At 41.4% G+C, this 24,964-nt stretch carries 19 protein-coding genes; 14 read left to right on the top strand and 5 right to left on the bottom strand.

Annotated elements, in window-relative coordinates; translation table 11 throughout:
- Positions 1 to 310: 310 nt before the first annotated feature.
- From PSF31_RS13720 to PSF31_RS13710, 3 genes are read left to right on the top strand one after another with little or no spacing between them, the layout of a single operon-like run.
- The gene (locus PSF31_RS13720; RefSeq protein ID WP_096864557.1) at positions 311 to 1,438 is read left to right on the top strand and encodes an aromatic ring-hydroxylating oxygenase subunit alpha; all 1,128 of its coding nucleotides are present in this window, start codon (positions 311 to 313) and stop codon (positions 1,436 to 1,438) included.
- Between the two features lie 39 nt (positions 1,439 to 1,477).
- Positions 1,478 to 2,926 (top strand): NAD-dependent succinate-semialdehyde dehydrogenase, encoded by a 1,449-nt coding sequence (locus PSF31_RS13715; protein WP_096864556.1) that lies wholly within the window; start codon positions 1,478 to 1,480, stop codon positions 2,924 to 2,926.
- A 16-nt stretch (positions 2,927 to 2,942) separates the two neighbouring features.
- Positions 2,943 to 3,896 carry a PDR/VanB family oxidoreductase gene (locus PSF31_RS13710; protein WP_096864555.1) on the top strand — a complete coding sequence of 318 codons (954 nt, stop codon included), beginning with the start codon at positions 2,943 to 2,945 and terminating at the stop codon, positions 3,894 to 3,896.
- Between the two features lie 45 nt (positions 3,897 to 3,941).
- Here the strand turns inward: PSF31_RS13710 and PSF31_RS13705 are convergent, their stop codons facing one another.
- Together PSF31_RS13705 and PSF31_RS13700 are read right to left on the bottom strand one after the other, a co-directional pair.
- Positions 3,942 to 4,847, bottom strand: a complete 906-nt coding sequence (locus PSF31_RS13705) for a helix-turn-helix domain-containing protein (RefSeq protein WP_096864554.1) — start codon at positions 4,845 to 4,847, stop codon at positions 3,942 to 3,944.
- Between the two features lie 34 nt (positions 4,848 to 4,881).
- Positions 4,882 to 5,796: a LysR family transcriptional regulator gene (locus tag PSF31_RS13700; RefSeq protein ID WP_004905744.1), complete on the bottom strand. Its 915-nt coding sequence runs from the start codon at positions 5,794 to 5,796 to the stop codon at positions 4,882 to 4,884.
- A 102-nt stretch (positions 5,797 to 5,898) separates the two neighbouring features.
- Between PSF31_RS13700 and PSF31_RS13695 the strand changes: the two genes are divergently transcribed.
- The 10 genes from PSF31_RS13695 to deoD all read left to right on the top strand — a co-directional run bounded on the left by PSF31_RS13695 (position 5,899) and on the right by deoD (position 18,040).
- Entirely contained in the window at positions 5,899 to 6,963 is a 1,065-nt protein-coding gene (locus PSF31_RS13695; RefSeq protein WP_094962724.1) for a tartrate dehydrogenase, read from the top strand.
- A gap of 213 nt (positions 6,964 to 7,176) precedes the next feature.
- Positions 7,177 to 8,766: a peptide chain release factor 3 gene (gene prfC, locus PSF31_RS13690; RefSeq protein WP_094962725.1), complete on the top strand. Its 1,590-nt coding sequence runs from the start codon at positions 7,177 to 7,179 to the stop codon at positions 8,764 to 8,766.
- A 191-nt stretch (positions 8,767 to 8,957) separates the two neighbouring features.
- On the top strand, positions 8,958 to 9,368 hold the full coding sequence (locus PSF31_RS13685; protein ID WP_004905738.1) for a BON domain-containing protein: 411 nt from the start codon (positions 8,958 to 8,960) through the stop codon (positions 9,366 to 9,368).
- A 132-nt stretch (positions 9,369 to 9,500) separates the two neighbouring features.
- Positions 9,501 to 10,598 (top strand): patatin-like phospholipase family protein, encoded by a 1,098-nt coding sequence (locus PSF31_RS13680; RefSeq protein ID WP_096864553.1) that lies wholly within the window; start codon positions 9,501 to 9,503, stop codon positions 10,596 to 10,598.
- Entirely contained in the window at positions 10,591 to 11,376 is a 786-nt protein-coding gene (locus PSF31_RS13675) for a TatD family hydrolase (RefSeq protein ID WP_232062916.1), read from the top strand. Before PSF31_RS13680 ends, PSF31_RS13675 begins: the two co-directional genes overlap by 8 nt.
- Before the next feature lie 305 nt (positions 11,377 to 11,681).
- Positions 11,682 to 12,965, top strand: coding sequence for a NupC/NupG family nucleoside CNT transporter (locus PSF31_RS13670; RefSeq protein ID WP_172767538.1), 1,284 nt, complete (start codon positions 11,682 to 11,684; stop codon positions 12,963 to 12,965).
- 474 nt (positions 12,966 to 13,439) lie between these two features.
- On the top strand, positions 13,440 to 14,219 hold the full coding sequence (gene deoC, locus PSF31_RS13665; RefSeq protein ID WP_094962728.1) for a deoxyribose-phosphate aldolase: 780 nt from the start codon (positions 13,440 to 13,442) through the stop codon (positions 14,217 to 14,219).
- A gap of 48 nt (positions 14,220 to 14,267) precedes the next feature.
- Positions 14,268 to 15,590: a thymidine phosphorylase gene (deoA, locus tag PSF31_RS13660; RefSeq protein WP_096864551.1), complete on the top strand. Its 1,323-nt coding sequence runs from the start codon at positions 14,268 to 14,270 to the stop codon at positions 15,588 to 15,590.
- 52 nt (positions 15,591 to 15,642) lie between these two features.
- Entirely contained in the window at positions 15,643 to 16,866 is a 1,224-nt protein-coding gene (gene deoB, locus PSF31_RS13655) for a phosphopentomutase (RefSeq protein WP_004905728.1), read from the top strand.
- A gap of 457 nt (positions 16,867 to 17,323) precedes the next feature.
- Positions 17,324 to 18,040, top strand: a complete 717-nt coding sequence (gene deoD / locus PSF31_RS13650) for a purine-nucleoside phosphorylase (protein ID WP_004914779.1) — start codon at positions 17,324 to 17,326, stop codon at positions 18,038 to 18,040.
- Positions 18,041 to 18,097: 57 nt separating this feature from the next.
- On the opposite strand, the gene PSF31_RS13645 is transcribed toward deoD, so the two are convergent.
- Entirely contained in the window at positions 18,098 to 18,592 is a 495-nt protein-coding gene (locus PSF31_RS13645; protein ID WP_096864550.1) for a GNAT family N-acetyltransferase, read from the bottom strand.
- A 210-nt stretch (positions 18,593 to 18,802) separates the two neighbouring features.
- On the opposite strand from PSF31_RS13645, the gene PSF31_RS13640 reads away from it, so the two are divergent.
- Complete coding sequence (locus tag PSF31_RS13640; protein WP_272683200.1) at positions 18,803 to 20,377, top strand: hypothetical protein; 1,575 nt, start codon at positions 18,803 to 18,805, stop codon at positions 20,375 to 20,377.
- A gap of 71 nt (positions 20,378 to 20,448) precedes the next feature.
- Here PSF31_RS13640 and PSF31_RS13635 read toward each other — a convergent pair whose 3' ends face one another.
- Together PSF31_RS13635 and PSF31_RS13630 are read right to left on the bottom strand one after the other, a co-directional pair.
- Positions 20,449 to 23,238, bottom strand: a complete 2,790-nt coding sequence (locus PSF31_RS13635; RefSeq protein WP_096864548.1) for a M16 family metallopeptidase — start codon at positions 23,236 to 23,238, stop codon at positions 20,449 to 20,451.
- Complete coding sequence (locus PSF31_RS13630; RefSeq protein ID WP_096864547.1) at positions 23,228 to 24,934, bottom strand: ABC transporter ATP-binding protein/permease; 1,707 nt, start codon at positions 24,932 to 24,934, stop codon at positions 23,228 to 23,230. The genes PSF31_RS13635 and PSF31_RS13630 overlap by 11 nt, the downstream gene beginning before the upstream one ends.
- Positions 24,935 to 24,964: the final 30 nt, after the last annotated feature.

Here is a 24,964-nt window from a genome sequence, read left to right as displayed (position 1 = left end):
TCCAGTTGCTCACTTATTTTTCTTTTATGAGAGTTGGCTTGCAGGGAATACTCGTTGTGTTTTAAGGGTACTTTTTGTTAGATGCTACTTTTGGTTTACAAAGAATAGCCATGCAAAGATTGTGCAGTCAACAAGAAATTAACCAATCATTAACAGATAAGTTGTGGGTGATTGTATTAACTATTTGTTATTGTTGATTTAAATATTTTTGGTTAAAAAATTATCAATATTTCATTTGATCATTAATGCGATCTGCATTAACATTCTCAAAAAAGATGTTAACTATAAGTTTACATAAGTGAGGGCAATTATGAGCAATGCAACTAAAGTCATTTCGATTAATGATCACCTTGATATTGATAACGCATGGACAATCCCTGCGCGTTATTACACGTCTAATGATATTTTTGAGTATGAAAAAGAAAAAATATTTGCTAATTCATGGGTTTGTGTCGCTCATGTTAGTGAAGTAAAAGAAAAAAATTCCTATATCACTCGTGAGCTCATTGGCGAAAGCCTTGTGATTGTTCGTGGTCGTGATGATGTATTACGTGGTTTTTATAATGTATGTCCACACCGTGGACACCAGTTGATCAGCGGTGAAAGTGGCAAAGTCAAAAATGTGATTACTTGCCCTTACCACGCGTGGGCATTCAAGCTAGATGGCCAATTAGCACATGCGACTAATTGTGAAAATGTGAATAATTTTGAAGCCGATGCAATGTCATTAAGTAGCTTCCATGTTATTGAACATGCAGGGTTTATCTATGTAAATATGACTGTAGGTGATCCTCAGCCTATTGAAGAGCAACTTCCTGGCTTAGCCGAAAAAATGCAAGAAGCTTGTGGAGTCATTAGCGATTTAAAATTGGCAGCGCGTTTTGTTAGCCATACTCCTGCTAATTGGAAAACTATCGTTGATAACTATATTGAATGTTATCACTGCCCAACCAATCATGTGAGTTTCGCCAGTTCCGTGGATGTCAACGTATACGAACACCAATTATTGGATAATTGGACTGTTCAAATTGGCAAGGCAAAACCCTCTGAATCCTCCTATCAGTTTGATGAATCTGTTTTAGACCCACGTTTCTTTGGTTTTTGGATTTGGCCAAGTACCATGTTCAATATGCCTCCAGGCGGGGATTTCATGACGGTAATTTATGAGTTTCCAGTGAACGCAGGGGAAACCTTGCAGCACTATGATATTTATTTCCTCAATGAAGAACTGACCGAATATCAGAAAAACTTAGTGGAATGGTATCGCACCGTATTCCGCCCAGAAGATCTGCGCTTGGTAGAAAGTGTACAAAAAGGATTACGCTCACGGGGTTATCGTGGCCAAGGCCGCATTATGGCAGATAGGCAACGTAGCGGGATCAGCGAGCACGGCGTTGCCCATTTCCATAAAATCGTCGCTGGTGCACACACTGAGTAATCACGTTATTTATTATAAAAATAAAAGGAGAAGTCACAAATGCATCATTTAACTCACCCTGTATTATTTCGTCAGTCATGTTACATCAATGGGCAATGGGTTGATTCAGATAAAAAAATCCCTGTGACTAATCCTTTTGACCAATCTGTGCTGGGAACGATCCCCAGCCTGTCTGCAACACAAGTGGATGAGGCGATTGAATATGCTTATTCTGCAATGGAAGGTTGGAGTAAGCTGACTGCTAAAGCGCGTTCTATCATTCTACGCCGCTGGTTTGAGCTGATTGAAGCCCATGTTGATGATCTTGGGCGTTTAATGACGCTCGAGCAAGGTAAGCCACTGAATGAGGCAAAAGGTGAAATTCGCTATGCCGCTTCCTTTATTGAATGGTTTGCGGAAGAGGGGAAACGTGTTTATGGGGAAACCATCCCGCAAACAGTGGGAAGTAACCGCATTTCAACGATTAAACAACCGATCGGTGTGTGTAGTGCGATTACTCCGTGGAATTTCCCCGCAGCGATGATCACCCGTAAAGCAGCTCCAGCACTGGCCGCAGGTTGTAGTATCATCATTAAGCCTGCAACAGAAACGCCTTTTACGGCGCTTGCCTTAGCACAGTTAGCAGATGAAGCGGGCATTCCTGCTGGAATATTTAACGTCATTACTGGGGACTCTCGTGTTCTAGGCGAACGTCTAACTAAACATGAGCTTATCAGTAAATTTTCGTTCACCGGTTCAACGCAAGTTGGCCGAGTTCTATCTGAGCAGTGCGCATCGACGATTAAGAAAACATCACTCGAACTGGGAGGAAATGCGCCTTTTATTGTTTTTGATGATGCTGATATCGATAAAGCGGTAAAAAGTGCGGTTCAAGCCAAATTTCGCAATGGTGGGCAAACCTGTGTTTGTGTGAACCGTTTTTATATTCAAGATACGATTTTCGATGAATTTCAGACCAAGTTCGTTGTAGAAGTCGCTAAATTGCAAGTCGGTAATGGCCTTAAAGCAGGAACTGATATTGGGCCTATGATAACGACACGTGCCATTGATGGTATGAATGAGTTATTACAGGATGCACTAGCGAAAGGTGCACGCCAATTAACCTTAGGTAATGAAGTAGCGGAGTATGGCAATTTCTTTAATCCAAAAGTCCTTGTTGATGTTGATGACTCAATGAAGATTGTTCATGAGGAAATTTTTGGTCCCATTGCAACATTGATTCGTTTTAGCGATGAAAATGAAGTGATTATTCGCGCCAATAATACGATTTATGGCTTAGCGGCTTATTTCTTTTCTCGTGATGTGAGTCGTGTATATCGTGTAGCTGAAAAACTACAAAGTGGCATGGTCGGTATCAATACAGGCTTAATTTCTAATGAAGTTGCTCCCTTTGGTGGAGTGAAACAATCAGGTTTAGGAAAAGAAGGCTCTCGATATGGTATTGAGGATTATTTAAGTACTAAGTATCTGTGTTTAGATATTGAATGATGAGAGGGGCACTGTGATGAACCAACAAAAAATTGCAGTCAATGTCAGTCGAATTGAGCAAATTAGCCCAAATATCAAAATGTTCGAATTTACTGCACAAGAGGGCACGCTAATGCCTTTTAGTGCAGGCAGTCATGTCACCGTTCATATGGGCGAGCAGGCTGGTTTGCAACGTGCATATTCGTTAATCAGCGACCCGCAGCAGTGTGGCAGCTATTGTATTTCTGTCTTGCGTGATGAAAACTCGAAAGGTGGTTCTGCATTTATGCATGAGCAGCTATCGCTAGGGGATAGCTTGTATCTGTCCCCAGCACAGAATTTTTTCTCGTTAGCACCGGATAACCAATGTAAGCATATTTTGATCGCCGGTGGGATTGGGATCACGCCTTTTCTCTCTTATCTCTATGAATTAGAAGAAAATGGAATGGATTTTGAACTTCATTACTGTTTTCGTGATAGTACAACGGCGGCATTTCTTGAACATTTACAACAGCGTATTGGCTCGCGTTTATTTCTTTATGACGGTAGCCAAGGCCAGCGAATGTCTGTCGAACAGTTAGTTAAAGCACAAGGAAGTAATAGCCATCTGTATGTATGTGGCCCTCAATCATTAATTAATGAGGTGATTGAAAAGGGTCATCAGCACTTGGGTGAATCACAGGTTCATTTTGAAAATTTTGGCGAAGTTGCCAGCGAAGGGGATTCATTTGAAGTCTATTTCCAACGCTCAGGCTTTAGTTTGGAAGTCGGTAAAGATGAGTCTATTTTGCAGGTAATCGAAGCAGATAAGCGCATTAACGTGGAATGTTTATGCCGTAATGGGGTTTGTGGAACCTGCGAAACGGCAATACTTGAGGGAGAGGCTGATCATCGTGACCACTACCTCGATGATGATGAAAAAGCTGAGCAGAAAACGATGATGTTGTGCGTTTCGCGAGCTAAATCTAAACGATTAGTCCTTGATTTATAATCAAAGTTGCCCCGCTTAGGCCATAAGTGGGGCAAAATACCTGTTTTAAATATCTTTTAATTCAAACATTAAAAAAGGCTGTTTTTCATCATTAAAGTGTTGATAAGCCGTAATTTGCTTGTCTTGAAATACGATTTGACCACGCCCTGTACGAAATACTTCATCTAACCATGGCTTATGGTTGATCACTAATTGATATAATAAACGTTGTAGTTCAAGGTAATCTATTTCAGTCGATTGATTGTGTAAGTTGCTGGCTAATATTTCGCCTGCTTTATCTGTAAATACGACTAAATGATTGAAATGAGATAATAATACATCAAAATAGCATTTGATTTTACGTAGGCGTAGTTCGGTATTTTTACGTTCGGTGTTGTCTAAACTGATCCCAACCAGCTTTGTCACTTTGCCATTAGGGCCTCTGACTCCTGTTGCTCGGGATGTGATCCAACGGTAATCGCCTTCCCAGTTAATTTTAAAATCCATTTCATGGGCACCGCCTTCACGAATAATTTTGGAATAGCCATTAACCAATTTTTCTTTGGAGTCATGGCTCATTAAAGCCCAGAAATCTTCATTACTGGTGATTTTGATACCATAAACGGCTTCAACGTTGTCCGAGTAGTTCAATTCCCCAGTTAATAAGTCCCACTCCCAGGTCACGATATCTGCGGATTCTTGAAGATGGACTTCGTTGATGTTGCGCATGACGCCTGAATTGCTAACAGTGACTTGGTTATTGGTATACTCACCGTATTTCAACCATATCTTGTCGACATCCAATAACGTGGCGAGCTTTTCAAGATTATCTTCATCAATCATGCCGCCTTTCGTCCATTTGTTAACCGCCGTTCGGGAAACACCAAGGGCTTTAGCGGCTTTTAATTGACTCATTTTTTTCTGTTTTAGCAATTTCAACAAACGTTCTTTGAATGTCTCTGTTTCTGTCATCAATTCATGTTTACCTTATAACTTATGGAGTTAACTAAAAACCATGTGATAAGTGAGTAGCAAGGTATTGCTCTAGATTTTCGATAAAGACTCTAAGATTAGCACTCGTTCGGAGACTTCTCGAATATACAGCATAAACATCTGCAGTTTGATGCCATTGCGGTAACACTCGTACTAATTGGCCTGACTGTAACTCAGGCTGCACACTCCATTGGGAGCGCAATAGGATCCCTTCACCACTTAAGCACCATTGCTTGGCGACTTCACCATTATTGACGGTTAATTTGCTATTGGGAGTGACCGTCATACTTTCTTGCTGGTATTCAAGCTTCCATACCGCGGGGGCTTGGTTACGTTCTTTAATCGCAATACAAAAGTGCTTTTGTTCCAGTTCTTGTGGGTATTTTGGGTAGCCGTGTGTTGCTAAGTAGGTTGGAGAAGCGCACAGAATACGCTGGTTCCGCGCAATTCGCCTAGCAATAAATTGCTCAGCTATCGTACCGCCAATACAGATATCAACATCAATGTTTTCACTAATAATATCGACAGACTTATCGGTTAAAGTGAGGTCAATGCCTAATAAAGGATGACTCCCCCGTAATGTGAGTATAAACGGGTTAATATAAGTACTGCCAAACCCTGTGCTACAACTGATACGTAGATTGCCGCGGATCTCTTCGCGACAGGCGTTCAGTTGTTGTTGCATCTGTTCCAATTCAGCTAGCATCACTTCACTGCTACGTAAAATAATTTGCCCTTCGTGAGTCAGCTTAATTGAGCGAGCCGTTCTAAAAAATAAAGTTTGTCCTAAATTTTCTTCTAGCAACTTAATGCGTTTAGAAACATAAGCTGGGGATACCAACAGCTGTGATGCGGCTTGAGAGAAACTCATCAAACGGGCAACCGTGACAAAAACGCGGATATCCTCTAACGAAGGAAGCTTGTTCATAGTTTGTAAACCTAAGGATTACACTTCATATCTATACTTTATCACAGCAACCCCTAAACTGGAGAACAAACAGACATAATTCATTTATCAGAGGTTTTCACAATGTCACAATTTAACATAGCGGTTATTCCTGGTGATGGTATTGGTACCGAAGTGATCCCTGAAGGATTAAAAGTATTAGCAGCGGCAGCCAATAAACACAATGTAAAACTTAACTTTACCCATTTTGATTGGTCGTGTGAAACCTATCACCGTACAGGGCGTATGATGCCTGAAGATGGTTTAGAACAATTAAAGAAATTTGATGCGATTTTTCTCGGTGCGGTAGGGTTCCCTGGTGTTCCTGATCATATTTCGTTATGGGGGCTGTTATTACCTATCCGTCGTGCTTTCAACCAATATGTTAATTTGCGTCCTGTTCGTTTATTTGATGGCATTAAATGCCCATTAGCAGATAAAAAACCGGGAGATATTGATTTTTATGTCGTGCGTGAAAATGTTGAGGGGGAATACTCTGCGATTGGCGGTATTCAGTACGAAGGTACGGATGAAGAAATGGTACTGCAACAAAGCGTTTTTACCCGTAAAGGTACCGACCGTATCTTAAAATATGCTTTTGATTTGGCGCAGTCACGTGAGAAAAAACATTTAAGTTCAGCGACGAAATCCAATGGGCTATTTCATTCAATGCCTTATTGGGATAGCCGTGTAGCCGAAATGGCGAAGCAATACCCAGATATCAAAGTTGACCAATTTCATATTGATATCTTTGCTGCAAACTTAGTGAGAATGCCAGAGTTCTACGATGTGATTGTAGGGTCAAATCTATTTGGCGATATTTTGTCTGATTTAGGGCCTGCTTGTACGGGAACTATTGCGATTGCACCCTCGGCCAATATTAACCCAGAAAAACAATTCCCATCGATGTTTGAGCCTGTTCACGGGTCAGCACCTGATATCGCAGGGCAAAATATTGCCAACCCGATTGGTACGATTTGGGCAGCCGCCATGATGATGCAGCATTTGGGATGTCCTGAAATGCATGATTCGATTATGTCCGCAGTAGAAACAGCGATTAAACAGCGCCAACATTTGACTCGTGATATGGGCGGCGATGCCAGTACGCAGGCGTTAGGGGATGAAATAGCCCGTTTGGTTAGTGCTTAGTTGATGCATAAAGACGGTGTTTATTGAGTCAATTTAGTGAGCCATCGAGGGACTGTTTTGCCTGTTCCTCGATGCTTTGATTGTTAATACCCCCAAGATCTGCGAAAATATCCGCCAATTTTGATTAACAAGACGGATTTGCGACGCCAAGAGCCACATTGAGCCTCTTCGAATGCTTATACAAATCTGTATATAAACGAAAAGAACGGTTAAATGACAGATCAGAACTTTCTCCATGAAGTTAGCACACGCAGAACGTTTGCTATCATATCCCACCCCGATGCGGGTAAAACCACAATAACCGAAAAAGTGTTATTGTTTGGGCACGCTATTCAACGTGCTGGTACGGTAAAAGGCCGTGGCTCTAACCAACACGCTAAATCTGACTGGATGGAAATGGAAAAGCAGCGTGGTATTTCGATTACCACCTCTGTTATGCAGTTTCCTTATAATGATTGTCTTGTTAACTTATTGGATACCCCAGGTCACGAAGACTTCTCTGAAGATACTTATCGTACATTAACGGCAGTTGACTGCTGCTTGATGGTCATTGACTCGGGTAAAGGGGTTGAAGACCGGACACGTAAACTGATGGAAGTCACTCGTCTACGTGACACTCCAATCTTAACTTTCATGAATAAGTTGGACCGTGATATTCGTGACCCAATGGAATTAATGGATGAAGTGGAAAATGAGCTGAAAATTGCTTGTTGTCCAATCACATGGCCTATTGGTTGTGGTAAATTATTCAAGGGTGTTTATCATTTATTACGCGATGAAACAATCCTATACCAAACAGGCCAAGGACATACGATTCAAGAAGTCCGTATAATTAAAGGGCTGAATAACCCAGATCTTGATGCTGCCGTAGGTGATGAATTAGCGGCACAGTTACGTGATGAGCTGGAATTGGTTCAAGGGGCATCTCATGAATTTGACCATGACGCATTCTTGCAGGGTGAATTAACCCCTGTCTTTTTCGGAACAGCGTTAGGTAACTTTGGTGTTGACCATATGCTAGATGGCCTAGTGGAATGGGCTCCTCAGCCACAACCGCGCCAAACAGATTTACGCCAAGTTAATGCGACAGAAGAAAAGTTCACTGGTTTCGTATTTAAAATCCAAGCAAATATGGACCCGAAACACCGTGACCGTGTTGCGTTTATGCGTATAGTTTCAGGTACTTATGAAAAAGGCATGAAACTACGCCAAGTGCGCATCAAAAAAGATGTGGTCATTTCTGATGCTTTAACCTTTATGGCGGGGGATCGCTCTCAGGTCGAAAACGCCTATGCAGGGGACATCATTGGGTTACATAACCATGGTACGATTCAAATCGGTGATACCTTCACACAAGGTGAAGAGCTCAAATTTACGGGTATTCCTAACTTTGCCCCTGAATTATTCCGCCGTATTCGCTTACGTGATCCGCTAAAACAAAAACAACTGTTAAAAGGCCTCGTTCAGTTATCTGAAGAGGGCGCAGTACAGGTGTTCCGCCCGTTAACTAACAATGATTTAATTGTTGGTGCGGTAGGGGTGCTGCAGTTTGACGTGGTGGTTTCACGTTTAAAAAGCGAATATAACGTTGAAGCTATTTATGAAGCCGTTAACGTTTCTACTGCGCGTTGGGTTGAGTGTGATGATGCGAAGAAATTCGAAGAGTTTAAACGCAAAAATGAGCAAAACTTAGCCCTTGATGGTGGCGACAACTTGTCTTATATCGCACCGACTATGGTGAATTTGAACCTGACTAGTGAACGTTACCCTGACGTTAAATTCCGCAAAACACGCGAACACTAATTGTGTTTATGACCCACGACTAACATAGTTAGTGGGTCATCTTATTTCGAACTTCATTTAAAGCAACTTTCCCTGTTTTTTTATGCTTATCATCAAGAATATTCTGTCTTTATCACCTTTCTCTTTATTTTTTATGTTTTTTTACTTAGGCTATATTATTCGTTGTCCATTGCAGTGAAAGGAAGGTTTTTATGAAAAAAGCAAAACTATTGAGTTTGTTAGGAGTTATTGGGTTGAGCTGGGCGCTTGCGGCTTGTAGCTCATCATCAGATAGCGCTTTGAAAAAACAAGCCTCAGAAACCTGGGACAGTGCATCTAAGACCGTTGAAATGGCAGGTAAAGATACTGGGAATGCCATTTCGAGTGGCGCTAAAAACACCGGTGACTACATTGATGACTCCGCGATTACGGCGGATGTAAAAGGAAAATTACTGGGTACGAAAGGTATTTCGAGTAACAGCGTATCAGTAAAAACAGTCAATGGTGTTGTTTACTTATCAGGCTTTGTTAAATCAGCCGATCAAATTGATAAAATTACCCAAGTGGCATCGCAAGTTAATGGGGTAAAATCAGTACAAAATGGTTTAGTCATCGCTAACTAATCAGTAAATAAATGTCTCAATAGCTCATATTGCTGAATATTTATTGTACAATGCGGATAGAATGGGCTTTCAAAGGGAAGCTCATTCTGTTTTTGAGCTATTTAAAGTGAACTTCTGTCATTCAGAGGCATTATGGGAAAACACGTTTCAGTTACACTCGGCACGATTGAGCCGCTTGCATTCTTTGATAATATCAACTCGGGAAAAACTGCCCTGATTTGTGAAGGTGGCGGTCAACGAGGGATTTTTACTGCGGGTGTACTGGATGAGTTTCTTATTTCTGATTTCAACCCTTTTGACCTGATGATAGGCACTTCAGCTGGGGCACAAAATCTTTCTGCGTATATTTGTGGGCAAGCAGGTTATGCACGCCGTGTGATCACGCGTTATACGACTAATTCGGCATTTTTCAATCCACTGCGCTTTATCCGCGGCGGCCATCTGATTGATTTAGATTGGCTCGTCGACACCACAGCAAAAGAATTCCCATTACGTATACAAGCAGGGCTCGATTTATTAAATTCAGGCCGTGAATTCTATATGGGAGCAAGCCGCAGTGATGATTTTTCCGCTGCTTTTCTAAAGCCTGACGCAGACAACTGGCTCGATATTATTCGTGCATCCAGCGCTATTCCCGGCTTTTATCGTGAAGGTGTCGAATTTGATGGCACGCTTTACCAAGATGGTGGCATTAGTGCTGCTATCCCAGTTGAAGAGGCATACCGCCGCGGTGCAGAGACTATTGTGGTGATCCGTACCGTTCCTTCCCAAATGTATTTTACCCCTGAATGGGTGAAAAGAATGACTCGGTGGCTGGAAGGGGATAAAAATGGCCTACAACGTATGGCTGCGATGCTGAAAGTTCATCTGAAAAGCTACCGTAGAACACAAGAATTTATTGAAAACCCACCAAAAGATGTACAGGTCTTTGAGATTTATCCACCTGTTCCACTGAAAAGCAGTGCGCTGGGTAGTAAGGTATCTTCGCTTAATCAAGATTACCATACGGGGCGCCGGTGTGGTCGCTATTTTATTGCAGCGCTGGGTGATGCCTTTGACCACAACACAAATCGCTTTAGCCATACTTTGGCACAGAAAATTGAGTCTAACCCATTAGATATTCAGCTCGAGCCACAGATACCGAATGAGCTCATTCCAGAATTGGTGACAGAGCCTGCAACCTCAATGCCTCTAGCTGCAATATCCGCAAATGAAAATCGTGATGGCTAAGCTTCAATTTATTGATACTCATTGCCATTTTGATTTCCCACCTTTTAGTGATTCCTTCACTGAAAGTTTGCAGCTTGCTCAACAAAGTGGGGTGAGTAATATTATCATTCCTACAGTGAGTATGGATAATTTTGCACGAGTTTGGCAACTGGCACAGCAGTACCCGCAGTTGCATGCCGCTATGGGGTTTCATCCGTTATATTTGAGTCAGTTTCAAGAGCAACATATTGATATATTGACTGATTATCTAGCTAAAAAGAATAAAAAGTGTGTGGCGATAGGGGAGATTGGGCTTGACCTCTATATGCAAAACCCGCAATTTGAGCGCCAGCAAGTGGTGTTGTCCGCACAATTAAAGTTAGCGAAACAGTTTGATTTACCAGTTATTTTACATTCACGTAAAAGCCATGACCCATTAGCTGCGATGCTACGTCGTTTTGATGTCCCAGCTCGTGGCGTTGTGCATGGTTTTGCCGGCAGTCTATCTCAAGCCCAAGCCTTTGTTAAACTTGGCTATTATATTGGTGTTGGTGGCACAATTACTTATGACAGGGCGAATAAAACTCGCCATGTGATGTCGCAACTCCCTTTGACTTCATTATTATTCGAAACGGATGCCCCTGATATGCCAGTTTCAGGTTTTCAAGGCGAACCAAATCGTCCTGAACGTATTGAGTGGGTTTTTCGTTCATTATGTGAGCTTCGCCACGAATCCCCTGCAGAAATAGCCCAACAACTTTACAACAATAGTTTGTCGTTATTTAATCTCACCAAGTAAAATCGCATACAGAATCATAAATAATATTTATATAATTTCACTAATTGGCTATTAAAATCTATTTAGTTTTTATTGTGCTTAATTGGGACTTTAGTGCCTTTACAGATTAAACTGAATAGTTTTTGTGACTTTTGTCACATTATGTGAATTTTTGTTGTTTATTGCAGTATGTATTTGTGATGAGTATTGCGGGTTATTGGTGATGACTAGGTATAATCATCAAATTAAGAGTCAAGGTGACTTACACGTTTCCTTATATATCAACCTAAAATAAAGTGAACAGGGATCCTTCCATGCAGCTCATTATGAGTATTATCGGAATGGCGGTACTTATCGCGATAGCTATTCTATTTTCCAGCAATCGCCGAGCAATTAGACTACGCACAGTTGGCGGCGCATTTTTAATTCAATTAGCCATTGGTGCATTTGTTCTTTATGTTCCAGCGGGGCGTAGTGTGCTCCAAGGGATGTCTGACGCGGTTTCTAAAGTTATTGGATATGGTCAAGATGGGATGAGCTTCATCTTTGGCGGCCTTGTTTCCGATAAAATGTTTGAACTGTTTGGTGGCGGTGGCTTTATTTTCGCTTTCCGCGTTTTACCAATTATTGTTTTCTTCTCATCGTTAATTGCTGTCCTTTATTATTTAGGGATCATGCAGTTAGTGATTAAAGTTCTTGGTGGTGGTCTGCAAAAAATATTGGGAACCTCAAGAACAGAATCGTTATCTGCAACAGCAAATATTTTTGTTGGGCAAACGGAAGCACCATTGGTTGTTCGCCCTTATATTGCAACAATGACGACATCAGAGCTGTTTGCCATTATGTGTGGTGGTTTAGCTTCTGTAGCGGGTTCAGTTTTGGCCGGCTACGCCCAAATGGGTGTACCAATGGAATACCTGATTGCTGCCTCCTTTATGGCCGCTCCAGGTGGTTTATTATTTGCCAAACTGATGGTTCCAGAAACAGAAGATGTAAAAGATAGGGTTGATGCGACAGATTTAGTCGCTGAAGATGAACGCCCTGCCAATATCATTGATGCGGCCGCTTCTGGGGCATCATCAGGGATGCAACTGGCGCTGAACGTAGGGGCAATGTTATTGGCCTTTATCGCTTTGATTGCATTGATCAATGGCATCTTAGGTGGTATTGGTGGCTGGTTTGATTATCCACAATTATCACTGGAATTATTATTAGGTTGGTTATTCGCTCCGATTGCCTTCTTAATTGGTGTGCCGTGGAGTGAAGCGACAATTGCCGGTTCTTTTATCGGCCAAAAAGTTGTTGTGAATGAGTTTGTCGCATTCATGAACTTCGGTGAATACATGAAAGCGGATGCTGAAGTGCTGGCGGCAGGCAAACAAGTGCTTTCCGACCATACTAAAGCAATTATTTCGTTTGCATTATGTGGTTTTGCTAACCTTTCATCCGTCGCTATCTTACTCGGTGGTTTAGGCGGAATGGCGCCAAATCGCCGTGGTGATGTCGCTCGTTTAGGTATGAAAGCGGTTATGGCTGGTACCCTGTCTAACTTAATGAGTGCAACCATTGCTGGCTTTTTCTTGACGTTAGGCGCAGCAGCCGTAATTTAATTTATATTTGCTATCAGCTAATCCAATTAAACGGAAGGGGATTAATCCTTCCGTTTTCATTTTGATTCGTTATATTCTTTTATGACTTTTTATATTAATCGTAAATTTTCAACTATTCTTAACTTAGTCAATCAATGATAAAGAAAATATTGAAAAAGCCATTTGAGAGAAGAATTGGTGGCGATAGATGGTATAATTTGATCTATATCACATTTTTTATTTTAATAATGTAACATTCAGTCGATTAATGTGATTTGTAGCACATAAAATGGCATCATTCCATGGTCAAATAGGCATTAGTAAGCTGCTATGGAACTGCTAGTTCTCAGAGTCTAGGACTCTAGGGCATGATGCGGTGAGAAGGATCTCAGCTGCTCAGTTCGGAAAGAATCCGACTAGCATCTTTAAGGAACCAAGCCCGCTCGCCAACAAAGAACGTGTCGTTCTGAAGAATTAACAACGTTGGAGAGTTATATGACTGATTTAAAAGCGGCCGCACAACGCGCGCTGTCACTTATGGATTTAACCACTTTAAATGATGACGATACTGATGCGAAAGTCATCGCACTGTGTCATCAGGCGAAAAGCCCAGCAGGCAATACCGCTGCAATCTGTATTTACCCTCGTTTTATTCCCATTGCACGTAAAACATTACGTGAGCAAGGCACTCCAGATGTGCGTATTGCAACGGTTACGAATTTCCCACACGGTAACGATGATATTGATATCGCATTAGCTGAAACCAAAGCAGCAATTGCTTACGGTGCGGATGAAGTTGATGTTGTTTTCCCTTATCGTGCGCTGATTGCGGGTAATGAACAAATTGGTTTTGATTTAGTGAAAGCCTGTAAAGACGCTTGTGCGGCTGCGAATGTGTTGCTGAAAGTAATCATTGAGACAGGTGAGTTAAAAGATGCAGCACTAATCCGTAAGGCTTCTGAAATTTCAATTAAAGCGGGCGCTGATTTTATTAAAACCTCGACAGGTAAAGTACCTGTTAATGCAACATTAGAAAGCGCGGAAATCATGATGCAAGTCATCCGTGATATGGGCGTTGAAAAAACAGTCGGCTTTAAACCTGCTGGTGGTGTACGTACCGCAGAAGAAGCAGCAGAATACTTAGCGTTAGCGGGACGAATTTTAGGTGACAATTGGGCAGATAGCCGCCACTTCCGTTTTGGTGCTTCTAGCCTATTAGCAAATTTATTAAATACGCTAGGTTTTGACGTTAAAAAATCAAGCAGCAGTTATTAATTTTCGCAATATTGTTAGCCGATAAATTCGACTTTAAAGGAGAATATTGTGTTTCTGGCACAAGAAATTATCCGTAAAAAACGTGATGGTAAGCCATTAAGCGAAGAAGAAATTCGTTTCTTTATCAATGGTGTTCGCGATAACTCAGTTTCAGAAGGTCAAATTGCTGCATTGGCAATGACTATCTATTTTAATGATATGACCATGCCTGAGCGCGTTGCATTAACGTTAGCAATGCGTGATTCAGGAACCGTTCTGAACTGGAAATCACTCAACCTCAATGGCCCATTAGTTGATAAACACTCAACTGGCGGCGTGGGTGATGTGACTTCACTGATGCTTGGCCCTATGGTCGCTGCTTGTGGCGGTTATGTACCGATGATCTCAGGCCGTGGTTTAGGCCACACTGGTGGAACACTAGACAAGCTTGAAGCGATCTCTAATTTCGATATCTTCCCGGATGACGTTCGTTTCCGTGACATTATCAAAGATGTCGGGGTGGCAATTATTGGGCAAACTAATTCATTAGCACCTGCTGATAAACGTTTCTATGCGACCCGTGATATTACAGCGACAGTGGATTCAATTCCGCTAATTACCGCTTCAATCTTAGGTAAAAAATTGGCTGAAGGCCTTGATGCTCTGGTGATGGACGTTAAAGTCGGCTCAGGCGCATTTATGCCAACTTATGAGAAGTCAGAAGAGTTGGCTGAGTCAATTGTGAAGGTCGCTAATGGGGCGGGTTGTAAAACTACGGCATTATTGACTGACATGAATGAAGTGCTAGCTTCCAGCGCAGGTAACGCAGTTGAAGTTCGTGAAGCGGTTCAATTCTTAACGGGTGAATACCGTAACCCACGCCTTTATGAAGTCACTATGGCGTTATGTGTAGAAATGCTGGTATCTGGTTCATTAGCAGCAAACCGCGAAGAAGCGCGCCAAAAATTACAGGCAGTATTAGACAATGGTAAAGCGGCAGAAGTGTTTGGCCGTATGGTTGCAGCTCAAAAAGGGCCTGCTGATTTTGTTGAAAATTACAACAAATACTTGCCGACTGCGGTACTGAGCAAAGCTGTTTATGCACCAAAAGACGGCATTATCACGCAAATGGATACACGTGCGCTGGGAATGTCTGTCGTGACGTTAGGCGGTGGTCGCCGTAAAGCGACAGACCCAATTGATTATAGCGTTGGTTTGAGTGATATCGCTGCGTTAGGCGCCAAAGTGGATACCCAAACGCCACTGGCAATTATCCATGCAAACAGTGAAAAAGCGTGGGAAGAGGCGGCGAAAGAAGTGCGTGAAGCGATGGTGATTGGAGACAAATCTCCTGAAACAACACCAATGGTTTATCGCCAAATCAGCGAGTAATACAAATAGATTTTAGTGGTATATCGTTTTAAAAATACCGCAGGAGAAAAATATGAAACGCACATTTATTATGGTTTTGGATTCCTTTGGGATCGGTGCAGCACATGATGCACATAAATTTGGTGATGAAGGTTCCAATACATTGGGTCACATCGCAGATGCTTGCGCCCGTGGCGAAGCGGATATTGGTCGTAAAGGGCCTCTGCATTTACCTAATTTAACAAAATTAGGTTTAGGTAAAGCAGGAGAAGAATCAAGCGGTTCATTCCCTGCAGGTCTTGACCCTAATGCAGAAATTATTGGCGCATACGGCTATGCGAGCGAAATTTCTTCGGGTAAAGATACGCCTTCAGGCCACTGGGAAATCGCAGGTGTTCCTGTGTTATTCGATTGGGGATATTTTTCTGATGAAGAAAATAGTTTCCCTCAAGAGTTACTGGATACGTTAGTTGAGAAAGCGAATTTACCGGGTTACTTAGGTAACTGCCATTCATCCGGTACAGTTATCCTCGATCAACTGGGTGAAGAGCACATGAAAACAGGGAAACCTATTTTCTATACCTCTGCTGACTCAGTATTCCAAATTGCGTGTCACGAAGAAACTTACGGCTTAGATAAACTGTATGAGCTGTGTGAAATTGCGCGTGAAGAGTTAACCAAAGGTGGTTATAACATTGGCCGTGTTATCGCGCGTCCATTTGTTGGCGACAAAGCGGGTAACTTCACACGTACAGGTAACCGTCATGACTTAGCGGTAGAGCCACCAGCACCAACCGTATTGAAAAAATTAGTTGATGAAAAACAAGGTGAAGTTGTTTCTATCGGTAAAATTGCGGATATTTACGCTCATGTCGGTATCACCAAGAAAATTAAAGCCACTGGTATCGATGCGCTATTCGATGCAACGGTAGAAGAAATGAAACTAGCGGGTGACAACACCATCGTTTTCACTAACTTTGTGGACTTTGACTCCGCATATGGCCACCGCCGTGATGTGGCAGGTTATGCTGCGGCATTAGAATTATTTGACCGCCGTTTACCTGAACTAATGAAATTAGTTAAAGAAGACGACATCCTAATTTTAACGGCAGACCACGGTTGTGACCCAACCTGGCCAGGTACTGACCATACCCGTGAGCACATCCCAGTGTTGATTTATGGTCCAAAAGTGAAACCAGGTTCATTAGGTCACCGTGAAACTTTCGCAGATATTGGCCAGACTGTCGCGAAATACTTTGATTTGTCGCCGATGGATTACGGTAAACCAATGCTTTAACACCCATTACCCGTCATACTTTGAGCTGTAGCGGTGTTGGCTGCACAAAACCACCCTAATCACATACTTGTGTATGCTCATAGGGATGGTTTTGCTTGCCGCCTTGCTACAACTCAAATTATTTAGGGTAATGGCGGGGAATTAAAGGTAATGGGCAAAGCTTTGTCGTCATACTTTAAGTTGTAGAGTGGTGTTGGCTGCATAAAACCACCCTAATCACATACTGATGTATGCTCATAGGGATGATTTTCTTTGCCGCCTAGCTACAACTCAAATTATTTAGGGTAATAGGTAAGTATGAAAGGTAGTGAGCGAGCTATTGAAGGGTAATAAGCTAGCTGTAGTTCGTTGGCTGCGATTCAAATTGCTTAGGCCAGTAAGATACAGATTATTAATAATAAGGTGGGAAGCCACCTTATTCATTTGAAAATATTTAATAGTTTAAAGGGAAATAATCATGGCAACTCCACATATTAATGCAGAAATGGGTGATTTCGCTGATGTCGTTCTGATGCCAGGCGACCCATTACGTGCAAAATACATCGCTGAAACTTTCCTTCAGGATGTTCGTCAAGTCAATAATGTGCGTGGCATGTTAGGTTTTACAGGGACTTATAAAGGCCGTAAAATTTCTGTAATGGGCCACGGTATGGGGATCCCTTCATGCTCCATTTACGCGAAAGAACTGATCACTGATTTTGGTGTGAAAGTGATTATTCGTGTTGGTTCATGTGGCGCAGTAATGGATGACGTAAAATTACGTGATGTCGTTATCGGTATGGGTGCCTGTACTGATTCGCGCGTTAACCGTCAACGTTTCAAAGAAAATGATTTTGCAGCGATTGCGGACTATGACTTAGTTCATAATGCAGTTGAAGCAGCAAAAGCAAGAAACGTGAATGTACGTGTGGGTAACCTATTCTCAGCAGACCTATTCTACTCACCAGATCCTGATATGTTCAAAGTGATGGAAAAATACGGCATCCTGGGCGTTGAAATGGAAGCCGCGGGTATCTATGGTGTTGCCGCGGAGTTTGGCGCACGTGCGTTAACGATTTGTACCGTTTCTGACCATATCAAAACTGGCGAACAAACAACGTCAGAAGAACGTCAAACCACGTTCAATGAAATGATTGAGATTGCACTGGATTCAGTGCTGTTAGGCGACAAATAGTTCTTAGACGTTTTCATGATGCGCTAAATGCCACCTATTGTGTGGCATTTTTAATGGCTATTTTTTTATCCGACTCATCATGACGGCATCGACATATTGCCCATCACGAAATGCATAATCTCTCATGCGGCCTTCTAGTTCAAATCCAAACTTTTCATATAGTCCAACACCATTGCCATTTGCTGCAAACACTTCTAGTTCTATGCGATGGACATTCAACCAGTTATCGCAGTAATCCACCATCACTTGCATCAGTTGTGAGCCAATACCTTTGCCTTGGTGAGCTTCGCTAACGGTAATTCCGAAAGTAGCCACATGGCGACGGCGTACTTGGCTAGGTTGATGAATAACCAGTAAGCCAACAATCTCTTGGTTAAGCTCTGCGACAAATTGCGTTACCAGCGGATCATTTGCACTTAGGCGAGCTTCCCATGTGCTTTCTGCTGGGTATGGCAGCTGTAACGTATTGGCATACGCCGAATAGGCAGCGTGCATTTGGGTAACTGCCGGGATATCGTTTAATGTTGCTCTGCGGATGGTTACGTTATTCATATAGAGTCTCTTTATCGTTATTTATTATAAGAATATTAATCACATTAAAAATATACTATGTCAATGAGATATAAGCGTTATCATATAAAAAACAATGAAATAAAGTGAGTGTTTTGCAATCGCTATTTGATATAAAAAACTAATGAGATTCTATACGCTATTTTATGATTTTTTACTTCGAAATAAAATAGAAACTAGAGCGAGGTTTATATGATGGGTGTAGGTAAAAAAAAATTTGATGAACAGAAATATTCATCTTTATCATTCAATGATATGGTGATTAAAATAAAAGAAAATCCAGTTTTTTTTGAGGGGAATAGCGATGTTTTTATAAATGAAATAAAAGAAATTAAAAATAAAGGTGATTCAGGGTGGGGTGAGATAAGAGATGCTTTAAATATTGAGCTTGAAGGCGAAGCTAGAAGGAAAATTGATAAGTATCTCAATAAGGCGGGAATGAAGTATGATGGTTTTATTAAAAATAAAAGTATAAATAAAGAGGTAGTGGCTGATTTTAACGATGAAAAGTTTGCTAACCAACCTACACATGTTGAAGAGAAGGAAAGAAATGCTGATAACAATGGGTGTGATAGGTGTAGTTTAAGTGAGGGAATAAAAAAAGAAGTTAAACACACAGCAATGACAATAAAAAACAACATTAAAGATTGCGTGAGATTAAAATTAAAAAAAGAAAATAGGTGTGAGGAAGTAAATAAGGAGGTAAAGAAAATTGAATATAATAGTTTTAATGATTTAATTAAAGAACTAGAAGGAGGAAGTAATTTATCTGAAAGTGGATTAAGCTATATAAAATTTTTGACGAGCTATATTAGAACAAGAGAAATGCTTGGTGGTGAAGATAATATAAGAAAAGAAATTGATAATGTTTTTATAAAAATTTCTAGCTCTTTATGTAGTATGGAAGATAAAAAGAAAGTTCTTCTTATGTATCAAGATGCACGTTTCTTATCTATATATGATGCATGTTGTCGAACTGTAGTTTCTTTAGTTACAAATAAGCTTGGAAACTTTAATTTTTCCAGAGATACAATAGATGTTATTAAAAATAATTTGGTCAAATATTGCAGTGAGCACATTGATGTATTAAAGCATAATCAGTCTGATTATACACAAAAAATTAAAAATATAAAAAACGTCAAGGATGAGGAAAGTCGTAATGAGATGTACAATATTGAGAGTATTAGACGACTTAAGTTAATTAACACTCTTATTTCTAATGATGAATTTACAGGTGAGAAAAGTAAATATTTACCTGACTTGGTAAGTAATTCAAAAAATAATGATATAGTGAAGTTTTTTGATGAGAAAATGAATTTGAATATTGAATTGTTACAATCTGAATGTGATAATAAAATAAAAGAGGAGAAATTTAAGCGAGATGCATATATTACAAATCAAAAACAATATATGGATGGAACTATTTTAAACATAAAAGAAATTCTAACAAAAAGATCCGTTTCTTCAGAGACTATGGAATTGATTAATAAAAGTCTCGGCGATAGAATTTGTCAGGAAAATATAGATACGTTCCCATCTAAGCTTGATTTAATTTTAAATTTACTTCAACGAAAAAAAATAAACCCAAAGAAAATTTATGATGATATTAGAGAATATCTGGATTTATCACCTGACCAATTAGTCAAAAAAATTGATGACACAATGGAGCCTAGTCGCTCATTCAGAGAACGATTTTTTTTTAGATTTAAACCTATTAAAGAAAGATTGATAAATTTTATTTCTAATGCAATGCGTTTGTTTAAGTAAATATGTATTATGGTAAAAAACGATATAAAACCAACAGTCTAATGGTGATTAAATTGTTGGTTTTGCTTATATCAAGGCGTCATCATAAACACTTTTGAATTCTGCCCTAAATATTGATGTGCTAAACGGTTAATATCCTCAACTGTGAGTTGGCGAATAATATCTTGTTCTTGGTTTAAACGCTGGTATTGCCCATCATCACTGGCAATCTGCGCTAGAGCCTCAGTCCAGTAGCTCGAGCTATCAGTGACTTGTGAATTTTCAGTGAGCCAAGTATTTTTCGCTTCGGTTAATTCTTTTTCACTTATACCCGTTTGACGAATTTGCCCAATCGTTTTTTGGGCGATTTGCGTCATTTCCTGTGCACGTTCTGGCGAGGTGGTGAAATTCAAGCGCGCGAGGTAATACGGTTGCGGTTTCTTCGCGAGCATCTGTGAAAAGCCTAGCGCATAAATACCACTCGCTTTCTCACGTAGTTCACCACGTAAGCGTTGGCTCACAATGGTATCAATTAATTGAATCGCTAAGCTGTCTTGCTGGTTCCAGACAGCAGGTGACGCGAACTGAATACTCACCATGCTCTTATCGCTGCTGCTGATAGGATAAGTTTTATTAAAACTCGCCATTTTTGGCATGATCCCTTGGTCGCGAGATACCAGTTTTTGGTTACTGTGTGGCAGTGAGGCAACCCATTGCTCTAACAGAGGTTTTAGATCACGGCTATTCATTGCACCTGTAATGACCAGTGTCATATCTGCTGTTGAGGTGAGTAATTGGCGGTTAGCTTGCTGTAACTGCTGAGCCGTAAATTGCTGCCAGCTGCCCTGTGGGTTAATCACCAAAAATTCACCGTGGGTATAGCTTTCCCGATTAATATTATCAAGGAAAGTGCGTTCTACGGGAGTTTTGGATAAGTTTAAAGTAAAAGATTGTTTTTGTTGCTCTAATTTTTCACCACTAAATTGCGGAGCGGTGAGTTTTAAATTGAGTAACTGTAGCGCCGTTTCGAGGTTATCGACAGGGGCTTTTCCGCGAAAACCATGTGTGAGCAATTCGCTGTATGGGCGAACGCTAATTTGGTTTTGCTTTGCCAGCAGAGCCAGATCGCGCGCGCTGTAATTTCCATAACCGCTGCTTTCAGGAAGTTTCAACGCCCAATCCGTTAAACCTGCCGTTTGTTGCGTTTCTAATGAGCGGCCACCCGGTAATTGCAAGTTAAATTGAATATCATCTTTCAGGTTTTTGTCTGTTTTAACAATCACCTGAATGCCATTACTCAAAGTCCAATGTTCCGCTTTTTCAACGGGGAGCTTAGATTGCTCAACAATACTGCCTTTTATGGATTGGGGTAATTGCAGTTGAATGGCTTTGGAGCGCAGCGTAAATGGCCCCGGCGTGCTTTGGCGTATTTTAAGCCATTGCTGATTAAATGCCGATTTATCAATCGCAGAGGCATCAGTATCAGGTCCAATTAATGCTAAACGCGGGGAAGCAGTTTGTAGGAACTTAGCAACATGCTGTTGTAAGTCTTGCGGCTTAACGGATTTCATTAACTGGTAGCTGTTATCTAACTGTTGGCGCTTATTCCACATTGGCATGTCATATTCAAGCGCCGTCGTCAGTTGCCCTGCTAAATATTCATTACTATAACGTTGCTCTGAAGCGGCTTGCAGGCTAAATTTTTTCAGCATGGCTTGCTTTGCAGAATCAAGTTCTTCTTGGGTAACCGGCTCAGTAGCAAGGCGTTGTAACTCTGTAAATAAAATCTCAGTTGCACCTTGGTAATCATTACCTTTCGGGTGGATGATCATCAACTGTTGTAAGCGCTGGTTATCTAACATTGCCCCTTGTTCATTGATGCTAATCGACGGCAAAATGCCGTTATCCACCATAACGGAGAAACGTTGGTTTAAAATAGCTAACCAGAGGTTATCCAGTAAATCTTCCGACTGCCCTAAACGGGTATTTAGCGGTGCGCTAACATCCTTTTGTAAAGCAAATTGCACATAACGCGCCCCTTGCTCTTTATCAAACACACCTTGGACTAACATATTGGTTGTGCTAGTAAATTGCTTCCACTGAGGGTCATCTTTTGCCACTTTTTCAGGTTTAGGGAGCGCAAATAAATTATTAACCTGATTGCGTACTGATGAGCTATTGAAATCACCAATAATTAATAGTGACATTCGCTGAGGCTGATACCATGTTTGATAATAGTCTTTCGCTTGCTCAATCGGAGCATTGCGTACCACATCTAATGAGCCAATTGGGTTGCGATCGACGTAACGGCTACCGTGGTAGCGTAATTTTTCTAAGCTGTCATTGATGCGATAGCCCATCCCTTGGCGTAAGCGCCACTCTTCGACAATTACAGGGCGCTCTTTTTCAAAGGCTTCTTGGTCAAAGGTCATATTTGACGCCCAATCGGCCATCACTTGTAAGCCTGTGGCGACTTGTGCTGTCGTGGCTTCGGGGAGTGATAATTTATATAGCGTGGAATTTAAACTCGTAATGGCATTCACATGGCTACCGAGTTTAAGCCCTTGGTGTTCCAGCTGTTTGAACCCCGTGGTTCCCGGAAAATGTTTGGTGCCTTTAAACGCCATATGTTCAGTAAAGTGTGCGAGGCCAAGCTGCTGTTCATTTTCTTGTAATGAGCCGCTACTGACCAATAAACGCAGTTCAACTCCGGGTTGATTACGTTGCAGAAGGTAAACTTGTAGCCCATTGTCGAGTTGATAGTGTTGAAGGTCACCGCGCACAGGTAACAGTGAGGTTGAATTTTGGCTCACCGATGTACTGCCTGCGCAGCCACCGAGCAGAATGCTTATCAATGTGGCGAAGGTAATTTTATGAAGCATATTCAGGCGTTCCTGTATTTAAAGATTTTTCACTCGTAGGCTCCACGAGCAATATGTGTTGTTCCGCAAATTGAGCAACGAAGCTCTGATGGCTAACCAAAACAATGGCGCTGTCATGTAACTCAGCTTTCAATAGAGCGAGGAGTTCTAAGGCGCTGTTTTCATCAAGGGCGGAGGTGGTTTCATCCAATAAAAGCAGTTTGGGTCTATTGAGCAATAAACGCGCAAACATAATGCGCTGCTGTTCTCCACCAGATAAGCGGTTGTTCCAATCGGTTTCGAGTGCTAATTGATGATGCAGTTTTTCTAAACCGACTAACATCAATGCATATTGAAAATCTTGCTGACTAAATTGGGATGCCGCTTTGGGATAAGCCAATAAGCTATCAAGCCGACTAATTGGTAAATAGAGACGCTGTGGGATCCACATGACTTTTTCTGTTCGGCTGATAGTACCGTTAAAGAAAGGCCAATGCCCACTTAGCGTGCGTAATAAGGTGGATTTACCAACACCAGAACGGCCACTAATCAAGGTTAATTCGCCTTGTTTGGCGGTTATATTCACGGAATTAATTAAGCAGCGGTTGTCTGCGGTAGAAACGGATAATTTAGCCACCAGAGGTAGCGATTTTTCGTCGATAGTAACCACCGCTTTGTTATCGTTTTCCAATAAAACCACAAAGTTGTATAAACGGGAGACCGTGGCTTGCCATGCGGCGATTTCTTTATAGGCAAAAATAAACCAACCGAGTGAAGTCGCAACACTGGTAAAGGCTTGGCGCAATTGCATTAAGCCACCTAACATAATTTCACCCGCAAGGAATTTAGGCAGTGCGAGTAATACAGGTGCTAAAGCGGTAACTTGTTGGTAACCCACTGTATAAAAAGATAAATTTCTTTCACAGCGAATAAGGCGGTTCCAGTTGCTGATAATTTCACCAAAGCGACCCATCAGTTCTTTTCTATCTTGAGTTTCACCGCGTTGCCCTGCGATGGCATCACCGTGTTGGCGGCAATTAATTAGCGAGCTACGGTAATCCGCTTCGCGGCGTTGCTTATCCATATGCAAACGGCGTAGCGGAAAACCTATCCATTGGGTAAGTGCAATACCAATAAGGGTGTAAATAATACAAGCCCAGAACATATAACCAGGGATGGTCCAGTCGCTATCAGCAAAGTTAAACGACAGGCTACCGGAAAGCGTCCAAAGAATAGCGGCAAATGAAATCAGCGTTAGCATTGAGTGAAGGAATGTCACCACTAAATTTAATGTTGATTCAATTAGTAAACGAATATCTTCAGCGATACGTTGGTCTGGGTTATCCGGTTCTTGTGATGTCAGCCTTAACAGGTAATGTTTACTGTTGGGGGATAACCAACGGCTAAGTACTTGCTCAGTCATGCCTTTGCGCCAGCGGATAATCAGCATTTGTTTTAGGTAATTACCCATCACAACGACAAAAATCAGCCCACTAACTAAGATCACAAAGTACTGCAACAGTCCATATAGGGCTTGGCCGTCGAGTTTTTGTAGGGCGTTATAAAAGTCGCCGTTCCACATGTTCATTTTGACGTTGAACCACACAGATGACAGTGTGAGCCCCAGTGAGGCAAACAGCAGTATCCAGCACAAAAGGGCAGCACGCTGCCCCCAAAAAGGTTTTACTAAATAGAAAAATTGTTTCAGTGTCTTCATGACGTTTTGTTCATTTGTTGTTTTAATTGT

Source organism: Providencia sp. PROV156 (assembly GCF_028480905.1).
Taxonomy (GTDB): domain Bacteria; phylum Pseudomonadota; class Gammaproteobacteria; order Enterobacterales; family Enterobacteriaceae; genus Providencia; species Providencia hangzhouensis.
This window is presented reverse-complemented; position numbering and strand designations above follow the sequence as displayed.

Excerpts from the sequence above, each read along its gene's own strand:
- PSF31_RS13720 (WP_096864557.1), top strand. The coding sequence starts at position 311 with ATGAGCAATGCAACTAAAGTCATTTCGATTAATGATCACCTTGATATT.
- PSF31_RS13715 (WP_096864556.1), top strand. The coding sequence starts at position 1,478 with ATGCATCATTTAACTCACCCTGTATTATTTCGTCAGTCATGTTACATC.
- PSF31_RS13710 (WP_096864555.1), top strand. The coding sequence starts at position 2,943 with ATGAACCAACAAAAAATTGCAGTCAATGTCAGTCGAATTGAGCAAATT.
- PSF31_RS13705 (WP_096864554.1), bottom strand. The coding sequence starts at position 4,847 with ATGACAGAAACAGAGACATTCAAAGAACGTTTGTTGAAATTGCTAAAA.
- PSF31_RS13700 (WP_004905744.1), bottom strand. The coding sequence starts at position 5,796 with ATGAACAAGCTTCCTTCGTTAGAGGATATCCGCGTTTTTGTCACGGTT.
- PSF31_RS13695 (WP_094962724.1), top strand. The coding sequence starts at position 5,899 with ATGTCACAATTTAACATAGCGGTTATTCCTGGTGATGGTATTGGTACC.
- prfC (WP_094962725.1), top strand. The coding sequence starts at position 7,177 with ATGACAGATCAGAACTTTCTCCATGAAGTTAGCACACGCAGAACGTTT.
- PSF31_RS13685 (WP_004905738.1), top strand. The coding sequence starts at position 8,958 with ATGAAAAAAGCAAAACTATTGAGTTTGTTAGGAGTTATTGGGTTGAGC.
- PSF31_RS13680 (WP_096864553.1), top strand. The coding sequence starts at position 9,501 with ATGGGAAAACACGTTTCAGTTACACTCGGCACGATTGAGCCGCTTGCA.
- PSF31_RS13675 (WP_232062916.1), top strand. The coding sequence starts at position 10,591 with ATGGCTAAGCTTCAATTTATTGATACTCATTGCCATTTTGATTTCCCA.
- PSF31_RS13670 (WP_172767538.1), top strand. The coding sequence starts at position 11,682 with ATGAGTATTATCGGAATGGCGGTACTTATCGCGATAGCTATTCTATTT.
- deoC (WP_094962728.1), top strand. The coding sequence starts at position 13,440 with ATGACTGATTTAAAAGCGGCCGCACAACGCGCGCTGTCACTTATGGAT.
- deoB (WP_004905728.1), top strand. The coding sequence starts at position 15,643 with ATGAAACGCACATTTATTATGGTTTTGGATTCCTTTGGGATCGGTGCA.
- deoD (WP_004914779.1), top strand. The coding sequence starts at position 17,324 with ATGGCAACTCCACATATTAATGCAGAAATGGGTGATTTCGCTGATGTC.
- PSF31_RS13645 (WP_096864550.1), bottom strand. The coding sequence starts at position 18,592 with ATGAATAACGTAACCATCCGCAGAGCAACATTAAACGATATCCCGGCA.
- PSF31_RS13640 (WP_272683200.1), top strand. The coding sequence starts at position 18,803 with ATGATGGGTGTAGGTAAAAAAAAATTTGATGAACAGAAATATTCATCT.
- PSF31_RS13635 (WP_096864548.1), bottom strand. The coding sequence starts at position 23,238 with ATGCTTCATAAAATTACCTTCGCCACATTGATAAGCATTCTGCTCGGT.
- PSF31_RS13630 (WP_096864547.1), bottom strand. The coding sequence starts at position 24,934 with ATGAAGACACTGAAACAATTTTTCTATTTAGTAAAACCTTTTTGGGGG.